The sequence below is a fragment of the Rubripirellula lacrimiformis genome (assembly GCF_007741535.1).
In the GTDB taxonomy this organism is placed as follows: Bacteria; Planctomycetota; Planctomycetia; order Pirellulales; family Pirellulaceae; genus Rubripirellula; species Rubripirellula lacrimiformis.
Genome location: NZ_CP036525.1, coordinates 1,854,200 through 1,879,858, shown reverse-complemented (window position 1 = coordinate 1,879,858; position 25,659 = coordinate 1,854,200). Strand labels below are relative to the sequence as shown.

Annotated in this window: 17 protein-coding genes; 8 read left to right on the top strand and 9 right to left on the bottom strand. The window is 58.0% G+C overall.

Going from position 1 to position 25,659, the window contains the following annotated elements; all coding sequences use genetic code 11:
• Positions 1–2: 2 nt before the first annotated feature.
• Together K227x_RS06500 and K227x_RS06495 are read right to left on the bottom strand one after the other, a co-directional pair.
• Positions 3–482: a hypothetical protein gene (locus K227x_RS06500; protein WP_145168779.1), complete on the bottom strand. Its 480-nt coding sequence runs from the start codon at positions 480–482 to the stop codon at positions 3–5.
• 301 nt (positions 483–783) lie between these two features.
• Complete coding sequence (locus tag K227x_RS06495; protein WP_145168778.1) at positions 784–2,244, bottom strand: coiled-coil domain-containing protein; 1,461 nt, start codon at positions 2,242–2,244, stop codon at positions 784–786.
• Between the two features lie 528 nt (positions 2,245–2,772).
• Here K227x_RS06495 and K227x_RS06490 point away from each other — a divergent pair.
• The 5 genes from K227x_RS06490 to K227x_RS06470 all read left to right on the top strand — a co-directional run bounded on the left by K227x_RS06490 (position 2,773) and on the right by K227x_RS06470 (position 10,615).
• On the top strand, positions 2,773–5,655 hold the full coding sequence (locus tag K227x_RS06490; RefSeq protein WP_145168777.1) for a hypothetical protein: 2,883 nt from the start codon (positions 2,773–2,775) through the stop codon (positions 5,653–5,655).
• A gap of 215 nt (positions 5,656–5,870) precedes the next feature.
• The gene (locus tag K227x_RS06485) at positions 5,871–6,680 is read left to right on the top strand and encodes a sterol desaturase family protein (RefSeq protein ID WP_145168776.1); all 810 of its coding nucleotides are present in this window, start codon (positions 5,871–5,873) and stop codon (positions 6,678–6,680) included.
• 210 nt (positions 6,681–6,890) lie between these two features.
• Positions 6,891–8,144, top strand: a complete 1,254-nt coding sequence (locus K227x_RS06480) for a hypothetical protein (RefSeq protein WP_145168775.1) — start codon at positions 6,891–6,893, stop codon at positions 8,142–8,144.
• Between the two features lie 36 nt (positions 8,145–8,180).
• On the top strand, positions 8,181–8,891 hold the full coding sequence (locus tag K227x_RS06475) for a response regulator transcription factor (protein WP_145168774.1): 711 nt from the start codon (positions 8,181–8,183) through the stop codon (positions 8,889–8,891).
• Positions 8,888–10,615 (top strand): sensor histidine kinase, encoded by a 1,728-nt coding sequence (locus K227x_RS06470; protein WP_218933805.1) that lies wholly within the window; start codon positions 8,888–8,890, stop codon positions 10,613–10,615. Before K227x_RS06475 ends, K227x_RS06470 begins: the two co-directional genes overlap by 4 nt.
• A gap of 56 nt (positions 10,616–10,671) precedes the next feature.
• Here the strand turns inward: K227x_RS06470 and K227x_RS06465 are convergent, their stop codons facing one another.
• The 4 genes from K227x_RS06465 to K227x_RS30280 form a co-directional block, all read right to left on the bottom strand.
• A complete protein-coding gene (locus tag K227x_RS06465; RefSeq protein WP_218933804.1) occupies positions 10,672–12,300 on the bottom strand; it encodes a prenyltransferase/squalene oxidase repeat-containing protein in 1,629 nt (542 codons plus the stop codon).
• Between the two features lie 141 nt (positions 12,301–12,441).
• The gene (locus K227x_RS06460) at positions 12,442–13,887 is read right to left on the bottom strand and encodes an aldehyde dehydrogenase family protein (RefSeq protein ID WP_145168771.1); all 1,446 of its coding nucleotides are present in this window, start codon (positions 13,885–13,887) and stop codon (positions 12,442–12,444) included.
• A 112-nt stretch (positions 13,888–13,999) separates the two neighbouring features.
• Positions 14,000–15,133 (bottom strand): acyl-CoA synthetase family protein, encoded by a 1,134-nt coding sequence (locus K227x_RS06455; RefSeq protein ID WP_145168770.1) that lies wholly within the window; start codon positions 15,131–15,133, stop codon positions 14,000–14,002.
• A gap of 452 nt (positions 15,134–15,585) precedes the next feature.
• Entirely contained in the window at positions 15,586–16,824 is a 1,239-nt protein-coding gene (locus K227x_RS30280) for a carboxypeptidase-like regulatory domain-containing protein (protein WP_218933803.1), read from the bottom strand.
• Positions 16,825–17,279: 455 nt separating this feature from the next.
• Here K227x_RS30280 and K227x_RS06445 point away from each other — a divergent pair, with 455 nt between their 5' ends.
• Positions 17,280–17,543, top strand: coding sequence for a hypothetical protein (locus K227x_RS06445; RefSeq protein WP_145168769.1), 264 nt, complete (start codon positions 17,280–17,282; stop codon positions 17,541–17,543).
• Positions 17,544–17,718: 175 nt separating this feature from the next.
• On the opposite strand, the gene K227x_RS06440 is transcribed toward K227x_RS06445, so the two are convergent.
• From K227x_RS06440 to K227x_RS06430, 3 genes are read right to left on the bottom strand one after another with little or no spacing between them, the layout of a single operon-like run.
• A complete protein-coding gene (locus K227x_RS06440) occupies positions 17,719–18,324 on the bottom strand; it encodes a metallophosphoesterase family protein (RefSeq protein ID WP_145168768.1) in 606 nt (201 codons plus the stop codon).
• Between the two features lie 48 nt (positions 18,325–18,372).
• Positions 18,373–21,195, bottom strand: a complete 2,823-nt coding sequence (locus tag K227x_RS06435) for a serine/threonine protein kinase (RefSeq protein ID WP_145168767.1) — start codon at positions 21,193–21,195, stop codon at positions 18,373–18,375.
• A gap of 60 nt (positions 21,196–21,255) precedes the next feature.
• Positions 21,256–21,840: an RNA polymerase sigma factor gene (locus tag K227x_RS06430; protein ID WP_145168766.1), complete on the bottom strand. Its 585-nt coding sequence runs from the start codon at positions 21,838–21,840 to the stop codon at positions 21,256–21,258.
• A 659-nt stretch (positions 21,841–22,499) separates the two neighbouring features.
• Between K227x_RS06430 and K227x_RS06425 the strand changes: the two genes are divergently transcribed.
• The gene (locus K227x_RS06425) at positions 22,500–22,886 is read left to right on the top strand and encodes a hypothetical protein (protein WP_246146589.1); all 387 of its coding nucleotides are present in this window, start codon (positions 22,500–22,502) and stop codon (positions 22,884–22,886) included.
• Between the two features lie 301 nt (positions 22,887–23,187).
• Entirely contained in the window at positions 23,188–24,390 is a 1,203-nt protein-coding gene (locus K227x_RS06420; protein WP_145168765.1) for a BON domain-containing protein, read from the top strand.
• The last annotated feature ends 1,269 nt before the right edge of the window (positions 24,391–25,659 follow it).

Below are 25,659 nucleotides of genomic sequence, written 5' to 3'. Positions count from 1 at the left end.
GATTACAGGTACATGCCCATGAAACCGTCTGCCGAGTCACTTTCGGCTTGAATCGCTTTGATCCGATCTTCGGTCTTTTGCAAATCGCCGGCTTCGATATAGCGATCGAATTCCACCAACAATGCGTGTTTGACGCTCTCGGTCAAAAATTCGACCATCGGTTCGCTCAACCAAGCGCAGGTTTCGGCCTTCAACCGGATCTTCACGTCCACCGCTTTGGTTTGCAGATCCTTTTCGCCGGTCATGACCGTCCCTTCGAACGCGAACACGATTTGCCCGCGTTGGGGATCATTGGTCAGGTGATAGGTGCAGCTGCCACGATGCAGATAGTACGTGTTGTGGGTACCGTGCGTGGACATCGCGTCTTTGACTCGCAGCACGAACTGTTCGTACGCGGGCGACGCGTCCACTGGCACGTCCAATCGACTGACACTACGCAGCGGCATGCAATCGAATTCAACTTCAACCCACTGGCCCGTCATGGTGCCGTCTTTCCTAACGAGTGAACGCTTCGTCCAGGACTGAGTGGAAAAGAAGTGTCGCCTTCGTTTGTACCAAGCAGCCCCAGAGCGGGTTCCCGGCAGAAGGGGGCGGACACTTTCTTTCTCGCACGATCCTTATCAAACGTCCATTGTATCGCAATCCGAGAAACGATTGCAGCCGAGTCCGGGGAAGATCCCTCGGCATATCCAAGATAGGCGGCTTCTAGCCAACCGTTTGATAGTCAACGACAACTCAATCCGCATCAGTCTGGATCCCCTGCCGGCCGAGGCCACGCCAACGCTACTGAGCCAATGTCAGTGCGTTGATGCGTTGTTCGATCTTGCGATGAATCTGTTCCAGACGCTGTTCCAGTTCCAGATTCGATCGGTGCAGACGAGCCATTTCGATGCGAGTTTCTTCGACTTGCTTTCGTAGCTTGTCGGTGTGATCCGAGATGGCTTCTTTTTCGGTCCGGAACTGTTGGAAATCCTGTTCCAATTTGACCTTGATCGCTTGGTTGGCGACCAGCATCGCGTTGCTCTTTTCGATGGCTTCCGCCAACACGGTGCGAGCCGTGTTCAGTTCCGCTTTACGATTTTCCAGTTCGGCCAATCGCAGTCGGATGTGACGCAGAATGAAGCGGTAATCATTCAGCGGACGCAGGTAATAGCTGACGATCGGCTTGACGACATTCTCGTCGATCAAGGGATGAACGCCATCTTCGGGTTCTTTGATCAGAAGCTGATCACCCTTTTTGAATTTAACTTTGCCTTCGTCGCCGCGTTTCAGTCGCCCATCGACGGCACGTCCGGTACCGTCAAAGAAGCCACCTTCGAGCGCGCCGCGTTCTTCCTTGCTGTCGACTTCGATCTCGTAGTTCTTCAAGAATTCGACTTTGACCCAGCGGCTAAGAGGCGGGTCATCTTGGGTCGAACGGGCTCCGTCACGCAGATAATCTTGCAAAGTCTCGGGCGAAACGGTTTTGCCCATCAACGACTTGACCAGCTCGTCGTCGACGCGGCCCAAGTAGTTGTTGTCGTCGGGGACACTGCCTTCGGCGATGAAGGGCTCGTGGCTGTCCAGGGGCAGCAGTTCATAGACGGACCAACTTTTCGCTTGGCCACTGTTGATCGCTTGCAACTGTGCGGGTTCCAAGGGGCCGGTCGGCACCAGGGTGACCTGATTGGGCGTGCTAGCGGTGACTCGGAATTCGCCCAGATAGAACGTTGGGATCAACGTCTGCAGTTTCTGGTTGGCGGATTCGCCAAACCCATAGACAACCAAATCAACAGGAATCAGCGGCTGTGCGGGTACCGCGGCCGCTTCGGGTTCTTGTCCTGGGATACCGTCGACGGCTTGATTCGGGCTAGCCGGCTGGATCAATCGGACTTCGTTGCCATTGACCGGCTGCATCTGAAGATTGCGCCATCGTCGTCCGGCTTCGATACTTAGCTTGGAAAGTCGCTGGGAAAGCGCCACGACGCCTTCGCCGGCTGACGGATCCGTGGGATCACCATATTTGATCAGCCGGTTTTCGCTGTGGACCTGTGCAGCCTGCTTGGACAGCTTTTCGCGGACCTTGTGCCATTCCGACCGGCTCTTTAGCACGCCAGCGGTGGGGAACAAGAATAGAACGCCCAACAGCATCGTGATGCAGACAGGGACGATCTGGTACCAGCGCCAGTTGATGGCAGCCTTCCAGACCATGACGAAAAAGCCGATCAACAGAATCAGCAGCAGACCGAGGATGACAAACTTCATAGTCGTTTCGAGATCACCATCGGGTCACGTGAATGGGGAAGCTCCTGCCTGTCCGATATCGCATTGATGGATATCGGCTGCCATGCCCGTTGGTCGCTAGTGGATCCGGTGCCGAGCGATGGCGAACACAAAAATTGACAGAAGAGCAGCAAAAAATGCCTCATCGAATACTAAGTTGGGCAATTTGTAGCGTCAAGGATTTCTCGGCACGGATGAGAGCATTGTCCGAATTGGTGCCGATTTGACCGGTCTGAGCCGCGAAAACCTGAAATTTCGGGCCGAGCCCGCATAGTCGCGCCAACCGTTACCACCATCACCCCGCGCAGTCAAAACAGGTATATCCCTCCCGCTTAGCGCTGAATTGGACGGCCAGAACCACCGAAACCGTACTACGGGGAATGATCATTCGGCTTTTGCCGATTTGCCCCGACAAAACGGTTTCCCGGATTTCAACGATTGGCCCGCCCTATGACACTCTTTCGAACTCGGATCGCTCGCTCTGCGATACGGACTATCGGATTGGTTACTTTGCTGCTTCCTGCTCTAGCAGGCTGTCACCGACAGTTCTACCGTCAGCAAGCCGACAATGAGGCCCATCTTCTGATCGCCGAGAAATCGTCTCACGTGGCTCGCCCCCCGAACGAAGCGGTGCGGATCGAAGTCGATCGCCGCAGCCGGATGTTCAACCCCTTTGACTTGGACTTCCAGCCGATGCCGCTGGATGATCCGGCGTCGTATCGATACATGCAGTGCGTCGACGGACGCCGCGGGTATCCGATGTGGGAGGCCGCTGGATTGACCAATACGACCGAAAGCCCCGATTGGTGGCAGTTCCTGCCGTTGGATGATGACGGTGTGTTGGTGTTGAATCTGGAGAATGCTGTCCAGATCGCACTGTTGCATTCACCGGATTACCAACAACAGGTGGAACAGCTGTATTTGTCGGCTTTGCAGGTCAGTGCCGAACGTTTCCAGTTCGACACCCAATTCTTTGGCGGTGCACAAACATCGCTGACCGCCGACGGCCCCGGGCGACGCGGTGCAGGTGGCAACAGCAGCACCCAGTTTGAAATCGGCCCCAACAGCAACGGCCGACGCGACCTAGCCCTGCAACGCAAATTTGCCACTGGTGGCGAATTGATCGCGGGTGTCGCCAACAGCATCGTTTGGGAATTGAGCGGCCCAAACTCGCAGAGCGCCACGACTGTCCTGGACTTCACCTTGCTGCAACCGCTGCTACGAAACGCCGGTCGTGACAAAGTCCTCGAAGACCTGACCTTCGCCGAACGTGCCCTGCTAGCCAACGTCCGTGCCTTCGAACGTTACCGCCGCAGTTTCTATCTGAACATCACCGTCGGTCGTTCGACCGAAAGCACCCTTCGCGGTGGCGGCTTTTCCGCCAGCGGACTGGGCAACAATATCGCCAGTGTGGGAGCCGGCAGCTTGGGCAACGCGGGCGGATACCTGGGGCTGCTGCAAACCCAATTGCAGATCCGCAACTTGGAAGAAAACATCGCCCGGCAAACGGAATTTCTGCTCGTGCTGGAAGACAGCCTGATCGAGTTGAAAACCACCATCCCGGATTCCCGCGACTCCATCGCCCGACAAACCTTGCAGGTCGCCCAGGCCCGTTCGAGCCTGCTGCGTTCCCAAAGCCAATTGGTCAACCAACAAGCCAATTACCAACGGACCGTCGATTCGTTCCTGCGAACCTTGGGATTGCCTCCCTACATCTGTGCCAAGCTGAACGATCCAATTTTGGAACAGTTTGAATTGATCGATCGCACGCTGCTCACTCGTCGCGAAGAACTCAGCATCCTGCGATCACAGGTCGGTATCCTGAATGTCGCAATCCTGGGCAAACAAGAATTCAACATCGAAGCGGATACCGAGCTTCCGGTTTCCAGTATCCAGTGGAGCGACGATCTAGCCGAAATGCTGGAACAGCTGCGAGAGGAACTTGAACCGTTGGCCGAGTTCAATCGCACCCTGATCGGTGAAGACTTGATCGCGGTTGCCAAAGACGTGGAAACGTTCAATGAATCGTTGGCACTGCGTCAAAAGCAAAATAAGGAACTGTTGAAGGTCTATCGCACCGAACAGCAAAGCATCTGTGGTCTGTTGAACGTGTCGGAAGTCGACGAGTCGATCTTTGACATCGAAGAACTGGTCACCTTGGGCCCGCTGTTGAAAACGCAACAGGACACACTGTCAAAGCGATTCCATTCCTACACCGCGAAGATCGACAAGCTTCAAACCACCTTGCAGGACATCCTGGACAACGATGGCGGCGACCGCACCCCGCTGGAACTGAACCAGATACTGCGTGACGATTTGATCCTGGCATCCCAAAACTTGTTGTCCGATTTGGGTGACGATGTGTTGGCACTGCAACTGATCCAAGCACGTGCACGAACGGAAAAGGTAGTCTTGCCGACCGTCGACATCGCACCGGAAAACGCGTTCGAGATCGCTCGACGCAACCGACGTGACTTGGCCAACGCTCGTGCTTCCTTGGTCGACACATGGCGTGCCATCGAAGTATCCGCCGACGACCTGGAAAGTACCCTGGACGTGGTGTTCAGCGGAGACGTTCAGAATACGGGCAACAACCCGCTGGATCTTCGCAGCAACACCGGACGGTTGCGAGTCGGACTGCAATGGGATGCTCCCATCACACGACTGCTGGAACGCAATGCTTACCGAACCAGCCTGATTCGATATGAACAAGCCAAACGTGATTACTACGGTTTGGAAGACAGCATTTGGCAGGTACTGCGTGCCGAAGTACGGCAACTGCAAGCCAACCGGTTGACCTTCGAACTGGGACGCCAATCGGTTCGCATCGCTGCGGCCCAGATTGAATTGAACACGGACATCCGAGCAATCAATGAAGCCGACGGACGTCCGGCTGGCCCAACAGCCGCTCGTGACGCGATCAGTGCGTTGACCGACTTGTTGGATGCCCAGAACGGTCTGCTGAACATCTTCGTCAACTACGAAGTCGTTCGACGCGGGCTGGACTTCGATCTTGGCACGATGGAAATCACCCCCGAAGGACTATGGATCGAACCGGGCGAACTGTCACCGGAGTATCTATTGTCGCTGCCGGGCGTGACGGCCGGCGGAATGATCGATGGCCAATGCAACACCTGCTGCTTGCCCTACGACCGACTTCCACCGGAACCAACGTTCAAGAACTTCCTGCAAACTTCGGCCCTGTCGCCAGTCGATTCCGAAGGAAATGTGGATCTGGAACAAGTGTTCGAAGCCGACGAAGCAGTGCTGATGAACGTGGATCCGTTGGACGACAACCCGATGCCAACCCTCGAGGGTGATCCATCGACGTTCCCCAACAGCCAACCGGTCACGATCGATGCGATCCCATCGGGATTGCCGCTGACGCAGTAAACCAGCGGGCGAACAATTTCGTCCGACCATACCGACCGGGATGACTTGCCAAGCTCCCGAATTCAAACCCACAAGTTTGAATTCGGGGCTTGGCAATCGCCCGTTCGAGGGTCGATCTGTTCAGGTTCTGCAACCGACGTTAAATTGCGCCTCTTGCAAACGCATCCCGCGATTGCTTTGGCCCGAAGATTCGGCAACGCGAACGGAGCGACGATATGGTGGCAATCGGCTATGGCTTGTACTTCACGGCCGTGGCCGGACTGTTCCTATGGACTCGGTCTCGAACATGGACCGAAGCCGAGGCGATGCCGCCAGCGGACAAGCAGCCAGGATTTGGATCCAAAATCAGCTTGGCCGCCGCAGCCAAAGGCATGTTTCGCTTCTGGGGTCCGAGGGTATTGGTCGTCACCTGCGCCATCAGCCTGATCGCTCGAATCGTCGTCGGCCAAAGCGGATGGCAAGACCTAGCCGTCGTTGCCAGCGTGATCGTAATGTGGCCGATCCAAGAATGGTTGATCCATGCTTGGTTGGAACATCGCCCGCCGATCCAAATCGGCAATCGCAAAATGGAACTGCTGATCACCAAGACCCATCGCGCCCATCACCGAAATCCCTGGGACCCTAAGTACGGACTGACGACGACCTACTTTGTGATCGGGTTCTTGGGCTGCGTCCCGCTGCTGTGGTCGATTCCCTACCAAATCGGTTGGCTGCCATTGGGCGCGGTGATGTCCGGAAATCTGATCACGTTCCTGTTGATCTTGAACTATGAATGGATCCATTACCTGATCCACACCTCGTATGTTCCCAAGGGTCGACTCTATCGCCGACTATGGCGGAACCACCGCCTACACCATTTCCAGAACGAGAATTTTTGGTACGGCCTGACCATGCTGGGCGGTGATCGATTGTTGGGCACGCAGCCGACCAAAAGCCTGGCTGGCCGTTCCGACACCGTGATGAACCTGGGCGTCGACATCCAAACCGCCGACACGCTGGTCGAATCGGGACCGCCGCAGCAGTGACCCCGCACAGATCACATCCGGCCGGTTGTTACAAACCTGTTACGTCCAAGCGACGTCGAAACGAATAGGATCCTAATCAGTCGATGCCACGAGCCGTTGATTTCATTTCCGACGCAGTGGGATTCGCCAGAATTCCCGGCTGGAAAACCAATCAACCCTCCGCAGGCGTCGATGGTTCTACCGTTTCCGTTTCGACCAGGAGTCACAATCATGTGGTATCGAATCAGCTGCTTGGGGATCATCATTGCCGGTTGGGCTGCATCCACCACGTTCGCCGTCGAACCTCCCGCAAAGGCAACGCGTCACCACCCAAATAGTTTCTCCGCATCGTTCGATCATTCCAATGTTTGCCGGGATCTGTTCCTGGCGGCGGCGGCCGACGACTTCGATCTGCAATCGGCGGCGGTACAGCAGTCGATCCGAGACCTGCGCGACACGGGACAAGATGCCGTCACGTGGATGATTCGAACGCGTCCACAAACGCCTGTGATTGCCACCGACGCGACACGAGACCACTACGACGAACTGATCGATCAAGTCGCCGCACAGTTCAACGCAGCCCAATCGGGCCTGTTCTGGCACACATCGCTGGACAGTGCGTTGTCGGAATCTCAGCGAACCGGACGACCGATTCTGAGCCTGCGACTGCTTGGCAAACTGAACCAAGAACAGACTTGTGCGAACAGTCGATTCTTTCGCAGTTCGTTGTATCCCAACCCTTGGGTTAGCGACCTGATGAAGCAAGGTTTCGTGCTGCATTGGCAATCCGTCCGCGACGTCCCCATGGTGACCATCGACTTGGGGCAGGGCCGAAAACTGGTTCAACCGATCACCGGCAACAGTGCTCACCTGGTCCTGGATTCGACCGGACGCCCACTGGATGTCATGCCGGGTCTGGTATCCGCCGATCGATTCACCCAATGGCTGCGGTCAGCGATCGACTTAGCCGATCAAGTCGATGGATCCACCGATCACCAAGCGGTAGCGAAAATCGCGGCCTTCCACCGTCGACGTGCAGCCCAACGTCGATCGGAGTGCCCGCTGGCGATTCGGCCCGGACAACCGGTTCGCGACATCAACCCACTGGACCCACGTTGGATCCAATTCGCCAAGACCGAAGCGGAACAATCGACTTCAACGGCCGCGGTCCAACCACTTGCCGAAGCCGCCATGATCACAACCGTCGGCAAGGCGGTGGCCGAAGCTCCCTTACTAAGGGCGATCCCAGCAGAAAACCCGCTGACGGCGCGAGACACGGTGCTGAACCTGTTTGTTTTACAGACATGCATCGACGACCACTTTTCAACCGCCAAGGACATTCTAGATGTCCCGCAACTGACGTCATGGATTTACGCGGACGTCTTTCTGATGCCGCTGGACGATCCCTGGCTGGGGCTTTCTCTACCGCCCCGCATCGTCGCGCTTCGAAACGGTGGGCGAATCGAACCTGATACGGTCCAATAGAACGACCCCGCGTATCCATTCCCGCGATCGTTTCCCATGACGGCCTACCAAATTCTGACCATCGAAGACGACGCCGCCATTCGGCGTGGCATCGTCGCTGCGCTGCAGGCATCGGGGTACGTGGTTTGGCAAGCCGCTCGGTTCGACGAAGCCGTCACCATGGCGATGGACAAACCCTGCGATCTGGTGCTGTTGGACTTGGTCATGCCGGGCGGCGATGGATTGGATGTGCTGGCCCACATCCGCCGCGACAAACCGACGCTGCCGGTCATCATCCTGACAGCCCGTGGTGAGTCGATCGACCGTGTCCGCGGTCTACGCTTGGGCGCGGACGACTACGTGGTCAAACCGTTCAGCGTCGACGAATTGCTTGCCCGTGTGGAAGCCGTGCTGCGCCGTTCACCGGCTCGATCGGCGCAAACGATCCGGTTGAACATTCCATCGGCGTCGATCGACTGGTCGACCAAGGAATTGACATCCGACGAGGGAACCTGCGAAGTATTGTCGGACCGTGAATCCGCCTTGCTGGAATACCTCGCACGCCGGTCGGGCAGGGTGATCGACCGAAACGAACTGCTGCGAGGTGTCTGGCAGTTGGAAGCCAAGGGAATCACGACACGAACGATGGACGTGCACGTCGCCCGATTGCGAGAGAAACTTCGCAGGGTGTGCGGCGACATTCCGATCATCAAGACGGTACGGGGCCGCGGATACGTATTCGACCAACGATGGGTGGATGCGACATGATGCGTTCTTGGTGGTGGTCCATCAGCCAAACGCTGGCTCGCCCGTGGATGCTATGGTCGATCTTCGTGGCGGTCACGCTGCTGGCATCGCTGGGGCTGGGGCTACTTTCCTACCACGCGATGCACCTGAGTCGGGTCAGACAAATCGCAGAAGCCAGCAAAGAATTGCAACAGAACGTTCGCGTCGCGCTGTGGCGACTCGATTCACGCTTGGGTCCGTTCATCGCGACGGCGAACGACCATCGACCACCGCTGATGGCGGACCACGACCCGACCTACATCCGTTGCCGTTTTCTGATTGCCAACGCGGTGGCAATCGCAGGTCCAACGGCGCAACCCGGCCGATCGTCCGGTGCCAAAGGAAAGTCATCCGCCTCGGTACCGCGATACCAGTCTCGCGACGCGATCACCGCCCCGGACGGACGCCTCGATCCGGAGCTCAATCGCGGCGAGGCCTTCGCTGAACTACGCGCCCGAGTGCCTGCGCCCCAGATGATGCAGGCAGCCCAGCAGTGGATGCCGAACGAGATCGCGTCACTGGTCGCCCAGCCCAGCGCCGACTCGAATCAGTTGGAACTTCAAAATCGCAATTCACTGGTACAACAGCAGTTCGCATTGAACCAATTCGCGCAAGCAGCCCAGCAGAACGTCGCCGGGCCAGTCCCACAGACCGAAAATCAAATTTCAATTCGGCCCATCTGGATCGATGCAGAACTATTTGTACTTCGCACTCGATTGGACGGCCAAATCGAAGGGGCGTGGCTGGACTGGCCGCGGCTACGCAATTCGATGATGGACGACATTGCCGACCTGATCCCGCAGGCGACGTTTGCACCTTTGCCGACGCCCCAGACGGCTGATCCTGAGTTTGCACTGGCAGCGATTCCGGCACAGATTTCGGTTCCGTTGCCTGCCGATACGTCAACGTCATGGTCGCCCACCGACACTTCGCTGTGCTTTGCTTGGTCGGCATGGGCGGTCACGATCCTGATCGCCGCCCTGGCTCTGGGGCGGCTGATTGCCATCAGCGAACGGCGTGCTGCGTTCGTATCCGCCGTCACGCACGAACTGCGAACACCGCTGACGACGTTCCGGCTCTATAGCGACCTGCTGGCTCGCGATATCGTTTCCGATCCGGATCAGCGCCGCGACTATTTACAAACGCTGTGCCGGGAAGCTGACCGGCTGTCGCACCTGGTCGACAATGTACTGCGATACTCCAAACTTCAGCACACCGCGCCGCATGCCTGCACCCAATTGGTCGACGTGGATACCTGGATTTCCAGAATCACGCCAAGACTAGCCAGCCGTTTGGCCGAGGTCCAGTTGACCCTGGTGACCGAATTTGACAGCGGCAGTCAGGTTCGCATGGACGACCAAGCAATCGAACAAGCAGTGTTCAATCTGGTCGACAATGCCGCCAAGTATGCCGCGGACGCGGACGATCGGCGGGTACACTTTTCGGCGAAGCGACGTGCGGGAACGTTCGTGTTGACCGTGGCGGATCATGGCCCGGGCATCCCCCACGCGTTGACCGGGACATTGTTCCAACCCTTTACCAAGTCGTCCGACGTCGCAGCCGAAACAGCATCGGGCGTGGGACTGGGACTGTCGTTGGTCAAGCAGATCGCAACCGCGTTGGGAGGAACCGTGACACACCGCCCAACATCAGGTGGCGGCGCGACGCTTCAGATTCAACTGCCACAACACGGATCCCATCGATGACGGGGGCCAACGGTCGCCGCCACAGCGGCGGAATCGCCCATCGTCGCTGAATGTCGCTACAGCGGAAACTCTTCCAACTGATCATGGATCGGGAGGTACCGGTAATAGATTTCCAGCGTCAACGCGCACATCGCGGTGGTATAGATTCGCCCGCCCACATCGCCCCATTTATCTTTGAAGTGCCAGCTGCCTTTTTCATGGCCCGACTTCACCTGCGTGGCCACCAGATGATCGCGCAACCGCACGTTCCAATCGCCCCACAGGGGATGTCTAGCGTGATGCAGTGCCAGCGTCGCGTAGTAGTCGTGATAGATGTTCGTCAGCGTCGGTCCCCGCTGGGCCATGTCGGTCAACGCCATTTGAAACATGGTGTAGTCAGGTCGTTCGCCCAAGTACAACATGATCGCCAAACCGATTGCGGTCGTCGTCGGTTCGCCGGGCGGTGCCTGATAGCCAAACCAATAGTCGCGATCGGTGCAGGTTGAAAACAGAAACTCTTTGGCTTGTGCCAGGGTGTGGGTCTGCAGTTCGACGCCGCTGCGACGAGCCGCGATCAGCGAGAGCACTTGCCATCCCGTGACCGTGGTATCACCGGGGCTCTTGGGATAGTATCCCCACGAACCACCATGGTGCTGCGCGATGCAGGTGAACTGGGCCCCGCGCTGAACCAATTCGTACAGGTCGGAATCCCGTTCGTTGCCTTCGTCGGTCGTCATCGCTAACGCTTCGCCCAAAGCCATCAACGCGATGCCGTGGCCGTACATGCTGCCTTGCTGCCAGTCATATCCGGCTTCGGTTTCCGCCGCTTTGCTGCGCAGGTAATAGATGCCTTTCCGCACCGTCTCGGCATACGGCCCATTGCCGGTGTGCGTGTGCCCGGCGCCTAAGAATGCCAATAGAGCCAATCCGGTCGCACCGGTCGATGGTGCCGGGCTTTCGCCCCCCTTGGTGCTGTGGGTACAACGCCCATTGCACGGATCCAGTTTCAGGTTGAACGACCAACTGCCATCGTTTCGCTGGTGCGCGGCCAAGTAGACCAGTGCGTTCTCTACGGCGTCCTCGCTGGCTCCGCTGGCCCCGTACTTTTCCCCTAGACGTTTCCGCTGTTCGGCGGATCGCCCGGAAAGTCCGCCACGCGATGCATGCACCACAGGCAATCGTGTCAGCGCGGTGGGCTGCCCGCCGCCGATCGCAGAGAGCGCATCGGGGACATCTTCGTTGGGTAAATCGCTGGCCGCGACATCCGAGACGATCGGCGACATCGTGGACGATGGTTCGCTGGGCTGAAATCGGATCGAGATCGGCTGGTCGGCCCGTTGACCGTCGTGAATGATTTCACTGACATCCGGCATCGTCAACGAATCCAATGGAATCTCTACCGCTTCGCGCCCCTGCCTGGCCACCAATGACTTTCCGTGCCCGCGAGTGGATTGATAGGTCACCAGGGCCAACAGGATCAGCAGCAGTGTGTGCACGATCGTGCTAACCAGGAACGGCACAAGCGGCGACGATGATCGGGACGACTTGGCATGTTCGCCGGGATCGGATTTTTTTTCCTGCGGGTCCGGTGGCGGAGGCTCTTTCCACCGATCGCCAGCGCGCGCAGGGACCATTGGCATCGCCAATGGTGCTTGCCCAGCACCGGTCGTAACAGTGGAATCGGTCATGTCGGTATTGCTGGCCACGAAAGAGTTCTAGGAACTATCGACTATAGCTCGCAGGAACCTTCGGGGCCTGAATCCCCCATGCAAAAGTCCCCCACCGGACGACTCCGATGGGGGACAGGATGCAGATTCTTGGGGGGATCACGGCCGGTGCCGCAGCGGCTACGAGGTACTGGCCGCAGCGACCGGCAGATCCGCCGTCTGGTAAGCCCGAGATCGGAACAAGAAATCGATGATGTTGCCTTCGTGCGGCTGCAACCAGTTCAATCGGTTCGTTGGAATCGGACCGATGTTGACCCGGTCGATGTCCACGCTGGAACCGGCAGCCGAGATCAGTGCCTGGTCAGCCGTCAAAACGGTGCCCACCAAGGTCGGCCCAATCCGTCGCAACATTTCCGCCTGTGGGCACTGCACCACACTGACGAAGGGGAACATGTATTCCTTGGACACGACACCACGATCAGGCGAATCCGCGTGAACCACCATCGGCCGCAGATAGGCACAGTGGTCACGCTCGATCAGCTTCTCGCCAAACTCGGCCGTCACATCGGTGACGCCCGATTCGGCCAGATCCTGTTGAACCATCGCGTAGGTCCCCGTCGCCATCGCGGGCACCGTGAACGCGGCCAACTGGGAATTGGGATCGGACGGTGGCAATGCGTCGACAGGGCCAATTCGCTTGGCGATCGCAGCTGCGATTTCCTTGGTGTGTCGGCTGGCCCAAATGCCGCTGCAATTGATGCAACTGCGCCCGGAATTGCTGAGCACACTTTCCACCATCATGTCCAGATAGTTTTCCCAATCATCGACCACATCGTCGCCGATCAGGATCTTCGAAAATCCTGGCCCGTGAGCCTGGACTTTAGGATTGCCGGAATGCTGAGCAACGGTTTGCGCGCTGCCGAAGATCATGCTGCGGGGAGCCTTGGTCATGATCGCGCCACCGGAATCGTGGCCGCCCGGATACAGCCCAAACGCTTCGGCCGGGACACCGGCTTCGATGAACGCCGATACCATTCGGTAAGGAGTCCAAGGTTCTTGCGAACCTGGTTTTAGCGCCAACCCGATCTGCAGTGGAATGGCCGGCAACCACAGCGTATGAACACCGGGCGAATTGTTCGGCAAGACAGCGCCCAAGATGGGAGTTTGTGCTTGATAGCTGACCACCACCCCGCGACCTTCTTCGCCATAGCCGCGCGACAGGATCGACAGATCTAAACCACGCGTCAAACAATCCAAGATCTGTTCCATGTTGGCCAACACGAAACTGTTCTTCGCCAGGTTCGATCGGCACATGTGCTCGGGAAGCCCCGTGCTGGCCGACTGCTGATGCACAAACTGGTCAACCGACTGTGTCGAATCGCCGACCTGCAGATCCGCCGATTCGAACAACACTGCCGCACGCTTGCATTTTTCAAGCAAATCGTCTGTCGAAAATTGCAGCAGGGCTTCACGAGCCTTATGAGCCTGACGCATGTCGCGTCCTACGATACCGCCGCCCACGTTTCCGATCCGCGCGATCGGTTCGCCGGTATCGAAGTGAACAACATCGGTAAAATCGAGAGACTCGTAAGGTTTGCCCCAGCGGAGCGGACTAAGAGTGATCATGGCTTATCGAACAGAATATCGGGAAAGAATCTTGAACTGAAAGCTGGACGCCGAAGACGGCCGCCCGCGCTGACTGACGCGTTCCAACTGACGCGCTCCAACTGACGCGGGCCTAATAAACGCCAACCGTGGTGGCACTGGCCAATTCGTGGAATGGGCGAACGCCGCTGACCCCATCCCATGGGTACATTTCGAACGGTGCTTCGCGTTCGCCTTCGTCGCGTTCCATGAAACCGGGCACAAAGAATTCGTCGGTCAACGTGTACAGTTTGACCCGACCTGTCTCGCCGATTCCAACCGGTTGGTTGTAATCGTCAAACGAAACCACTTCGGTCACGGCACGTGGTTGGGGTGCGTAATAGGAAATCTTGTATCCGTCGGCCGCCGTGATCGGCTTGCTGCATGCCAACCCCATCAAGGTGTTGCCGTAGGTCGGCGTCATGTAAACACCGCCTTCTTCGGCAGGTCCGCCCAACATTTCCTCGACACAGAAACGAGTCCACTGCGGAGTGAACTCGGTTCCACCCGAAAAGATTCCCTTGATGCCAACTTCCTGAAGCGAAGTGCCGCGTTCTTCCAATGCTTCGCCCAGCGATTCCAGCAGCTTCGGGGTGGCGAACATGCACTGCACATCGTGTCCGGCCGTCAGCACGGTGACCGCTTGGTCGACGCAGTGCTTCTTGTACTCTTCCAGATGTTCCATCCATCCTTTCTTGATCAACTTGACGACCCAACGCGGATCCAAGTCGATACAGAAACAGGTTCCGCCGCGGTGTTGGGCCAAGTGTTCGACAGCCAAACGCAGCCGTCGTGGGCCGCTGGGGCCCAACATCAGCCAATTGGCACCACGGGGAAAGTACTTGTCGGGCAGCGTATCGCTGAACAACTCGTAATCCTTCCAATGGTCTTCGATCACGACGCGACTCTTGGGAATCCCCGTCGTGCCGCCCGTTTCGAATACGAAGGTCGGTTTGCCAGCGTGTCCCTTGGGCACCCAACGGGCCAGCGGGCCACCACGCAGCCATTCATCTTCGAACAAGGGAAACTTCTTCAGATCCTCGAAACTCTTCACATCCGTCAACGGATCGAAGTTCAGCTCTGCTTTCTTGCCCAACCAGAACGGGCTGCCCGTGTCTTCGCTGAAATGCCAATGGACGGTCTTCAACGTATGCTCATTCAGACGATCTTTTGCTTCGGCCGCCAACTTGGCGACTTCGTCACTGATGGAAGTATCCGCAGTATTCATTCAGGTCCTCGAGATCAATTCGTTTTGGTTGGCGATGTCCTTGCCGACCATCATATCAAGAAAGTGTTTCGTCACGGCGCTCGAGCGGCGCAGTAGGATTTTGCCGTTTCAGACGCTTCGGCGATGCCAACGTTGCATTATGCGTCTTAGTAAAGTGGGCCGGGCCGACGAAGGTTGACGGGATATCGACCATTCTCGCGATCGCTCCCCCGGTTTGCCCCCCCGATGTTGATCAGTGTTGATCGCGGTTGGCGATCCGATCCCGATCCGATCCCGATCTGATCCCGATCCGGCGCGGTCACGCGGCGGGCTGACCCCAAGATTGAAATGGCGGGTACCGCATGCCAGTCCGCCAACGAAAAAAGCCGCCACCCAAGGGCGACGGCTTTTCACGTGATTTGAATCAGGGAACGTCATGGCCCGGTTCGAGCATCCGTTCCTTCCGATCGGGATCAGTTGGCTGGTACTGCTGGGCTAGCAACAACAGGCACAGTGATCGCGTTGTTATCGTCGTCCGAGGTTGTTGCGATGATCGCACCGATGGCACCCAAACCGGCCAATGCAGCCAATCCGCCACCACCAAATCCGCCGCCACCGCCACCGCCGCCACTGAATCCGCCACCGCCACCAGGAGCGTATCCGCCACCGGCCATTGGGTTGCCGAATCCGTCCATGACGACTTCGCCTTCAAGGATTTCTCCTGGAACGCCACAGCCACAGCCTTCGTCGATCACGGTTTCCGTGATAATGACTTCTTCGACGCAGGTGACCACTTCGGGGCATGGTGCAACTTGGATCGCGAACTCTTCACAGCAGCATTGGTTGTGACGTCGGTGATGACCAAAGCCAACCAATTGGGTTCCGTCCGCGGCGACATTCGATGCCGTTGCTGGTTCTAGCGACGAATCGACCAGTTCGAAACCGATCAATCCGATTCCATCTGGGCCGATCGCCATGACCGAGTAGTTGCCAGTTGCGATGTTGGCGAACGAGAACGTGCCGTTTTCGCCAGTCAGCGTTCGTGCGATTTCCATGCCTTCTTTGAACAAGAAGACGTTGGTCATTTCAGCGTCGCCCAAGGCGTCGCGTTGAACGCCAGCCAGGTGGATACGTCCCTTCATGCCGCCATCGGTTTGCACGACGCGGAAAACGTCTTGGCTACGGATACGATCCTTCAAGCTGTCCAACTTCGCGTCGGCCAACGACGAATCGAAGCTGCGGACGCTGGTCGGCATGTATCGGATGACCGCGGTGTTGACGACGGTGAAATCGACGTTTGCAACGGCGACTTCAGCTTCGGTCGGCAATTCGACGTCCGACGATACCGATGCGTCGACAACGTGCATTGCACAGCACGCGAAGACATTGTCGCCGCGAGCGGTCAGTGCGTAGACGCCGCTGGGGACGTTTTTGACAGAGAAAACACCCTTCGAATCGGTCGTCGCACGCAGGACTTCACCGTCACGCGACTTCATCGCCACGGTCACGTTCGCGAGCGCCTTTGCTTCGCCGTTAACGCCCGGCAAGTAAACACGTCCCGACAGCTCACCGTTTTCGGTGGCACGAACCCATTGATTCATCGTCAAATGGTTGACAATTTGGGTGTCAGACGTCACTTCTTGCGCGTCCACGGTTGCGACGGGAAGAATTCCCGCAGCGATCAAAGAAAAGATGGCCAGCATACGCTTCATGGTGTTACCTCGATTGCGGTTCGGACGTCCGGGTCGACCCGGCGGGGGGGTATTCACAGGTGTAAAAATAGGCAAGTAGCAACGGTAATCGTAGGTGAACACTGCGAGCGTCGCAACCGGTTCTCTCCTGATAATCGTTGAATATTCGGACGTAATTCGATGAAGAAAGTTCCCGTGTTTTATGATGTTTTAGCGTCCAACCGGCCTGATCACCGATCATTGCCGCAGATACGACGCCCCCCCTTGGACAGTGAACAATCGCCACGCACCTGAACGAAGCACCGCATATGGGAAGCAAACGCCCCCAAATCACCCAATCGTTGAAGCCGTTAAATCCGTTCGCACCGTTATCCGAGCTTTCACCCCGGCGAGGCGTGTGGGGAAACGCCCATTTGAACCGGGCCGTTTTCCTGGACCGGGACATCCAATTTCGGGAACTTGAGTCGCTCTCATCCATGCCTGCCATTCCCGCCGCCGGAATGAGGCAACTGACCTATTCAGGGTGGTGGTTCGTGCAGCGAATCCGGATCAACAACCAACCGGTGTGGCGAAAAGTCAGCTGGCTTCGAATCGATCGCGAAATTGAGATCCGGCTGCCGCCCCAGGTCGATCCCGACCAACGACCGCTGCGAATCGAAATCAATTTTGGCCCGGCTTTGCGGATCCGCCGATTCCGGGTTTGGCTCGGCGGCCAACCGATCTACGACGAAGAGGCTTAAGCCCAATGGCTTCGATCACCAAAGCGAAACTCCCCAAACAATGTCCCCACCGTTCGTAGTACCGGCTTCAGCCGGAATCCGCTGGACCGCCGCAACGAACAAACCTCAAACCAAGTGCTGTCCACTTACCCTCGAACGACTAGCCCGGCGTCCCGAAGTTCCTATCGCCGCCTTGTCAGTCAGCAAGTTCGACGACGATCCCGGCGGGTCCCGCGTTTAGGATTTGCGATTCGCCCAAACGAACTTGTTTGCCCCAGTCGCTGTGGATGTGACCGCAGACGACCAAACGAGGCTGTTTGGCGACGATGGTTTCGCGAATCGCTCGACTGCCTCGGATTCGGCCGCTGCTATCGTGATCGACCGTGTCGATCGGTGGTGAGTGGACCACCAAGACGCCGCCCGCCGGGCAATCGGCCAACAAATCGGTCGCTTGGTCTTCGTCAAAGTCGTAGCTCCAAGTGCCAAAGGGAGTCATCGGGATCCCCCCGCCGACGCCCCAAAAATCGACACCGTTGACCTGGCAACCGTCACCGTGCAAGACCGTGGCCGCAGACCAGGCGGCGGTCGCCGCCCGCAGCTCCGTCGCCGTCTCGCCGTTGCCCGGCACCAAGACCGTGGGCTTGTCGATCGCGGCCAAAATATCCAGCGTGTCGGCCAAGCCTTGGTGTTGGTTGGCAAAATCGCCGGCACCGATCACGGCGTCCACGTCGGCAGCCATCGCCACCAGTGTGGCCGCCGCGTCCACATCACGGTGCAAATCGCTAAAGCAAAGTATCTTCACAGTCTCATATTTCCTCGTAGGGGTTTCGATGCGTTCGATAGCATCGCGTCACTTCTCTTCGATCCGCTGCCGTAGTGTGGCGAGCGTTTGGGTGATCGTCGTCAAGTTGGCCGCTTGGTCATTCGCGTTTTGGGTGGCCAGGATCAGTTTCGAAATTCGTTCAACCAAGGGCGCGGTGGCAGTGACGTTGGCGGCAAAGATTGGTCCGGTCAATTGGAACATCGAATGCCCCACCAGGCTTGCGAACGGTTGCACATCCTGATTTTGATCGTAGATCACCTCGCATAGCATCAGCTGTTGATCGATGCTCTCTGCGATCAACTGCTTCGCATTGGCATCGGCCTGAATCAGCGTGTCGACCGCAATTTGTGGATCCGCGGGGTCCGAGAAGTATGCAAAAAAGGGAGCAGTCATGACGGCAACCGCGTAATCCGTTGGGATGGTGACGAGGCCATCACGCTGCATTTCCAAAGCGGCCAGCAGCAGGTCGCCATCGATCACCCACACCGGTTGCGGAAATCCTCCCATCATTCCTGTCCCCGTCATTCCGCCTGGACTGATGGCAGAGCGAGCACCGGCCTGCAAATCGGATTCGGCAGATCGATTTTGATAGGCGGTGACGGCACGGTCAATCTGGTCTTGCACGTAATCGATCATCCAGGCGGGCTGATCGATCGTCCCATCGGCAGCGACGACCAAGGTTCTTGCGATGCCCCATGCTTTTTGCCTTAAATAAGTGTTTTCGGACTGGGACACGGTCATGAACTCTGCTTCGCCATCACCCTTTCTATCAACCGGTTGGGCCGCCGTTGACCAACGGGCTATTTCCCCGAGTCCCGCTAGTAGCTGCGTCAGCTCTTCTTTCCCCTCTGCACTCTGGCCCATCGCGGCAAAGTATTGGCGGGACGCGTTTCGAGACTCGGGCGATCCAGTCCAACTTCCCCAACCGTCGACGTAATGCTGCAGTGTCATCACCACCGCAATTTTTGCGTGACGATTTCCGACTTTCAACATTTCCTGAAGCGTGCCCAGCAGCGGCTCGGGACCGTACTTCGGCGCCACTTGCAACAGGTACCCCATGAATCGCGAGGAATCAAGATCTCGATTCCCGATCCCCGAGTTCCAACCGGGATTGTGATCGTAAGAGACGCTCCCGTACTGGTTGGTCAGCAGCATCGTTTGCCTCGCGGCCTCTTTCCGGCGGGCGGGCTGTTCACGCGAAAGCAATTCAATCGCTCGCATCGCCTCGCCAATCGCTTCGATCTGCTGCTCTCGTTTCAACACGCTGATCCAATGATCAAAGTCCTGGCCCAGGTACAGCGGATCGACAGCAGCTTCCGAATCCGTGTCTTCCGTTTGCACCGGAGATTCCATCGGGGAAACCGGATCGGCATTGCGCGCCGCAGAGTCGACGCCATTATCCGGCAGGACAGCGATCTGCGTGTCCTGGCCATCGGTGGTCACGACGATATCCCCACGTTCGGCGCGAATTTGGATCACGACGGTTGCAGCAATCACGCCCGCTGCCAACCAACCCAGCGAGCGAAAGCCGCCGGCGATCAAACGCCTCCTGCCACGGCCCGGAGGTGGTGCATCCACAGCCGCAGCGGAAAGCATCGCGGGGCCGGTTTCCGAGAACGCATCGGGGGCAGCTTCGGCACGACGGATCAGTTTTTTCAGATTCGCATCCCCCGTCCACTGCTGTAGCTGCTGGGCGACCCGATCGGCGCTGGGACGTTTGGCCGGATCGCGATCCAGCATTCGAGCGACCAAATTCGACAAGTCCGAATCCACTTCGCTGCGGACTTTCGCAAGCGGCACCGGCGACTGGGTCGTGATGGCCAGCACGCGAGCGGCGATGCCACCACCGGATGGGAATGGCCACCGGTCAACGATCAGCCGGTACAACGTCGCGCCCAGCGAATACACATCGGCGGCGGCATCCACACCGCGACTGTCCATCAACTGTTCCGGGGACATCGCTGGCAACGTCCCCATCAAATGGCCGACCGTGGTCAAACGATCATCGAACGACAGGGGGTCGTCACCGGCCAACACCAATCCCAAGTCCAGTAGTTTGACAACGCCGCTGCGAGTCAGCATCAGATTCGACGGTTTCACATCGCGATGCACCAAGCCATTGCCGTGCACATGCGACAGCGCCATCGACGCTTGCCGAACGACCTCGCACGCATCGGCGATCGACAGCGGTCCGACCCGACTGGCCACGCGGGCTAGGTCCAGCCCATCCAGATACTCCATCACCAAGTAATGCCACCCAGATTCGGTCCCCGCGTCGCTGGCCCGCACGATCCCTGGATGTTCCAGCGATGCAACGGCCGCCATTTCGCGTTCGAATCGATCCAACCAACCGGGCTGGGCCACGCGCGTCGGCGGCAACAGTTTGATCGCACAGCGACGTTTCAACCGCTGATGCTGGGCCAAACAGACGGTGCCCATGCCGCCGCGGCCAATTTCACCCAGAATCCGGTACGGGCCAAGTTGATCGATCGCAGACGACGCCAATTTCGTCCCAGACAAGTTCGTCCCAGACGGATCCACGCCCGACAAATCCTGGATCGTCCTACGATCCAACAATCGATGGACTGCGAACTGGCACGCCGATTCGGCTTCGATCGGATCGATGGGGCCCATTGGACTGGAATTTCCCGGACTCTCGTCGGCCCCAACATCATCCCAGGCACCAAGATCGCCGACGGATCCCGCATCCAAATCGCTGGCACGGGATTGGCAACTTTCACAGCCGTCGACGTGATCGTGGACCACCCCAAAGGCTTGATCGTTCATGTTCCCACCTAAGAACCGCTTGAGTTGTTCGTCGGTCAGGCACTGAGTTTTCATCGCAATCATTCCAGGGACTCCGTCAGAGTATCAGAGGTTTCTGACTACACAACGAAACGATTGGACAGGCTAGTTTCCAAAATCTTGCATTTCTGTTTTCAGTCGCTGTAGCACTCGCGCCCGCGCCTTGTAGACGGCCCACCGGGTAACGTTCATCTCTTCGGCGACGTCCCCCGGGTCACATCCATCGACCGCCGTTCGCCAAAACATCTGCCACGAACGTGGGTCGATCGACGAACGCAGCACTTCCAACATCCGAATCCGCACCGATCGAACATCGTCGCCAAATTCGCTAGGCGGTTCTGGACTTTCCAGCGTTTCCCACAGGAAGCTGGGCGAATCGCCGGCGGCCGAGCGGGCGATGGCCCGTTGGCGATCACGAAGTTTGTGTTTCGCGATCGTCCATAGCCACCCCCGAAAACTGGATCCCGCCGTATCGGCGTCAAAGCGTGCCAGCGATTTCGATACGGCCAAGAAAGTTTCCTGCATCACGTCCGCGGCGTCGGCCGATTGGACGCCGCAGCGGCGAATCCATCCGTAAACCAGCGGACCGTAGACCTGGACCATCATTCGCCATCCGTCGTCGTTGCCGTCGGCCGCCCGCTGTAACAACGATCGGTGAGTCGACGGTTCGTCACAGTCGCGGACGTTCATGGGGAATCACGATCGTTGGGGGGGCAGGGGAAATGCGCTGAAGCATTTTGTAGCGGAAGTCGCCAAGACTTTCGGCGTTTCCACCTATCTTAGGCCGAAACTCTTGGCGAGTTCCGCTACGAGAAATCGGCTAGCCGAAACTCTTGGTTGGGAGGGGCAGGGGATATGCGGTGAAACATCTTGTAGCGGAAGTCGCCAAGACTTTCGGCGTTTCCACATACCTTAGGCCGAAACTCTTGGCGAGTTTCGCTACGAAAAACCGCCCAGCCGAAACTCTTGGTTGGGAGGGACAGGGGATATGCGGTGAAACCTCTTGTAGCGGAAGTCGCCAAGACTTTCGGCGTTTCCACATACCTTAGGCCGAAACTCTTGGCGAGTTTCGCTACGAAAAACCGCCCAGCCGAAACTCTTGGTTGGGAGGGACAGGGGATATGCGGTGAAACCTCTTGTAGCGGAAGTCGCCAAGACTTTCGGCGTTTCCACATACCTTAGGCCGAAACTCTTGGCGAGTTCCGCTACGAGGAACCGCCCAGCCGAAACTCTTGGCGAGTTCCGCTACGAGAAACCGACCAGTACGTGGGGACGAATGTTTCATAGCGTTGGCGATCGCGACCAGTCGTCTACCAACTCGGCGGCCAAAAACGCTATCGTTGGTCACCATGAACCTCACGCCTTCCAAACGCCGCCCATCCGACGCCAATCGAGCGGGCACGGACAAATCGCCCACCGACCCTCGCCGCACCATGCTGCTGGTGATTTCGATCGGATTGCTGGTGGCCTGCGCCGTGGTGACCTGGAAATTCGGCAGCGAGGGGTCAGCCCGATTTTTGTCGGCCGCGACGGGGCGAGTCGGTCTGTTGATGGGCGCCCTATGGCTGGCCTGGCCATCGCTGAAAAAGCCGGCCCGTTGGTTGCCACCGGGGATCGCCATGGCCGGCGTGATCGGGTTGGCGGTGATGGCCGTGCGGCCACAGTTGATTCTTGTGGTCGTGCCAGCGATTGGGACGATCGCCGCGCTGACGGTGTTCATCCGCGGTCTGAAATAGCCCGCCGAGTGGGAATCAACCTGCGTTTCCAGAAAGATCCATCGGGGCCGGGTGCTGCGCGGTCAAAGGATCCGGTCTGGTAAACTTTTCCGGCGTTTCAAACCGAATCAGCGACAAATCCGGAAAAAACCTACCTGTCTCCACCCGAGTTTGCCGAAAGTACCAACAACACCAATCTGGTAACACCGTTTGATCCACCGAGTCCCCATCGAAAGGGTGACTTCCCCGTCGTCATCGTGTCGGCGGACCCTTCAAGTGGAATGGCCCAGATGGATTTAGGACTGCAGGGAGGCATATAACAATGCGACGTAAGTATTTCGGATTGGCGATTGCCGCGCTCGCTACCCTCGGGCCAATGCAGGCCTGGGGTGGTGACCGAGAAATCGCCGAACAAATTATCCAGCGATTGAAAACCAGTCGTGATTCCGGAGCCTTGAAGGACTTCACCCTCGACATGAAAGTCGATGATGGTGTGGTTGTATTCAAAGGCAATGTAAGCGAATCGGCTCAAAAGGACTTGGTCCTGGGCGCCGCCGCTGGCATCGAAGGAATCGCCAACATCGTGGACGAAGTCCGCGTGTCCAACGCACAGCCGGTTGCCACCGCGGCCCCGGAAGCCACCGTTTTGAAGCCACAAGCAGCCGTTTCGACCGTCGGTCAAAGCGAGTTGACACCGACCACCGTGGAATCGGCTTCGGACTTCTCGTTCCGAAACGCTCTGGCTGCTCAAGCTCGTGCGATCGAGCCAATGAATGGTATGCCGGGCGAAGTTCGTCCTGCATCGGCATTGGAACCGGTCAGCGATGACGCGGTCGTGAATGCCGTGGTCGCTGCTTTGGGACGTGCCAAAGACGCTGGCCAACTGAAAGGTTTCGGCGTTGACGTTAAAAGCAACAACGGTGTATTGCAATTGACTGGACGTGCATCCAGCGAAGAACAACGCACCGCCATCCTTGGCATCGCCGAATCGGTTCCCGGCGTATCGGGAATCCGCGAAGCGATCACGGTCGGCTCACCTGCTCCTAGCGGCCTAGCCCGTTTGCCACAGGCACCTGCCTTGTCAAACGTTGCACCGCAGATGCACGCCGCCGCTCCCATGGGCGGAGTTCCTGCCCAGTACGCTTCGGCGCCCATGAATCAGGCTCCACAAGCGATGACCGCGCCTTACCGTATGCAACAAGGCCAGATGCCTATGCAGGCTCAAGCGTCCGGAATGCATATGCAACACCGTGGCAATCCGATGATGGGCCAACCGGTTCCAATGGGACCAAGTGCCCCCGCCGGTGCACCTCGCTATGACTCGCCCAACTTGCCAAACTACGCTTGGCCTGGCTATGCGGCTGCACCGAACTACGCCGCGGTGACTTATCCGCAGCAATACAGTCCTTCGGCATGGCCATACATCGGCCCGTTCTATCCTTACCCACAAGTCCCATTGGGATGGCGTAAGGTCAGCCTGGAATGGGACGACGGCTGGTGGTTCTTGGATTTCACCGACCGCTAGTCGGCACAGCTGAGTGAATCATCCACCCTTCGGATGAACCTCAGCAACGCGTCCGCTTGATCGGTCGCAGTCCACCATCAAGTGGGATGTCCAGACTGGAAAGTCATTCAAAAAGCCCGCCAGCGACGAAAGTTGTTGGCGGGCTTTTTTCGTTGCGCCCAATCGTGAAACACGGTCGCGGTCCGTCAGGTGAGTCCAAGGGACGTGGTGCGATTGACCGAGGCTTTCGATAGGGGGATTCGCCAAATTTCGTGCTGGGCAAGGACTTCTGGAAAAGTCCTAAACGTCTCCCGCTAAAATCGACATCCCAGGGCAACCCATCGGGCATGTTTCACCAGCTTAGCTAGCTGGTTGGGCGCGTCCGAACGATCGAGAGACAACTTGTCGGCCTGATCAGGCGATCGCCAGCGGCAAAGAAAGGATTCCCGGCCGCTGACCAGAACGTCCGGCTTACGACAGCCTCGGAGAGGCACAGGTCGCACCCCCTCACCCCAACCCTCTCCCCCACGTCGAACGCGAGCGGAACTCGCGTTCAACGCGGGGGAGAGGGGGCAACGCGGGGGGGAGAGGGGGCAACGCGGGAGAGAGGACGCAACGCGGGGGAGAGGGGGCAGCGTGGGGGGAGAGGGCGAAACGTGGGGGAGAGGGCGCAACGCGGGGGAGAGGGGGGCAACGTGCGGGGGAGAGGGGGCAACGCGGGAGAGAGGACGCAAAAGGAGGTGGGGGGAGACACTGCGGTTGGTTGGTTTTCTTTTGCCCCCTCTCCCCCTGGATTATCGAAGTGGAGCTTCGATAATCCAGGGGGAGAGGGCTGGGGTGAGGGGGCAGTGGTAACGCTGAATCCGTGGGGCCCGCCCACGCGGCAGGATGCTTTCGCCTCTTCCGAGACTGCCATAAGCCGGACGTTCTCTGACGCGTCGCGGCTCTCTCTACTAACCCGCTGCTGATTCGTCGGTCGCTGACCAGCCGGTCAACAAAGCCGACGAAAACAAAAACGACGAAAACAAAGACGACGAAAACGGAGACGACGCATCGCGGGACGGGCGTTCCCCACACGCCGAAACCGAATGGCAGCGATCTTTGGCGATAAAAACAGAGATATGTGAACTCTTTTGCCCGCCGCCGCTGCCGCAGAGATCGCATTCGGGTGGCAAATCAGGTGATTCTTCGGAATTACCCGCAAGATCGGCATAAGTTCACACGATAACACCTGTACGCACGAGGTGCCGAATCTATTACCAGACAGATTCCTGAGTCCCACCGAGGGAA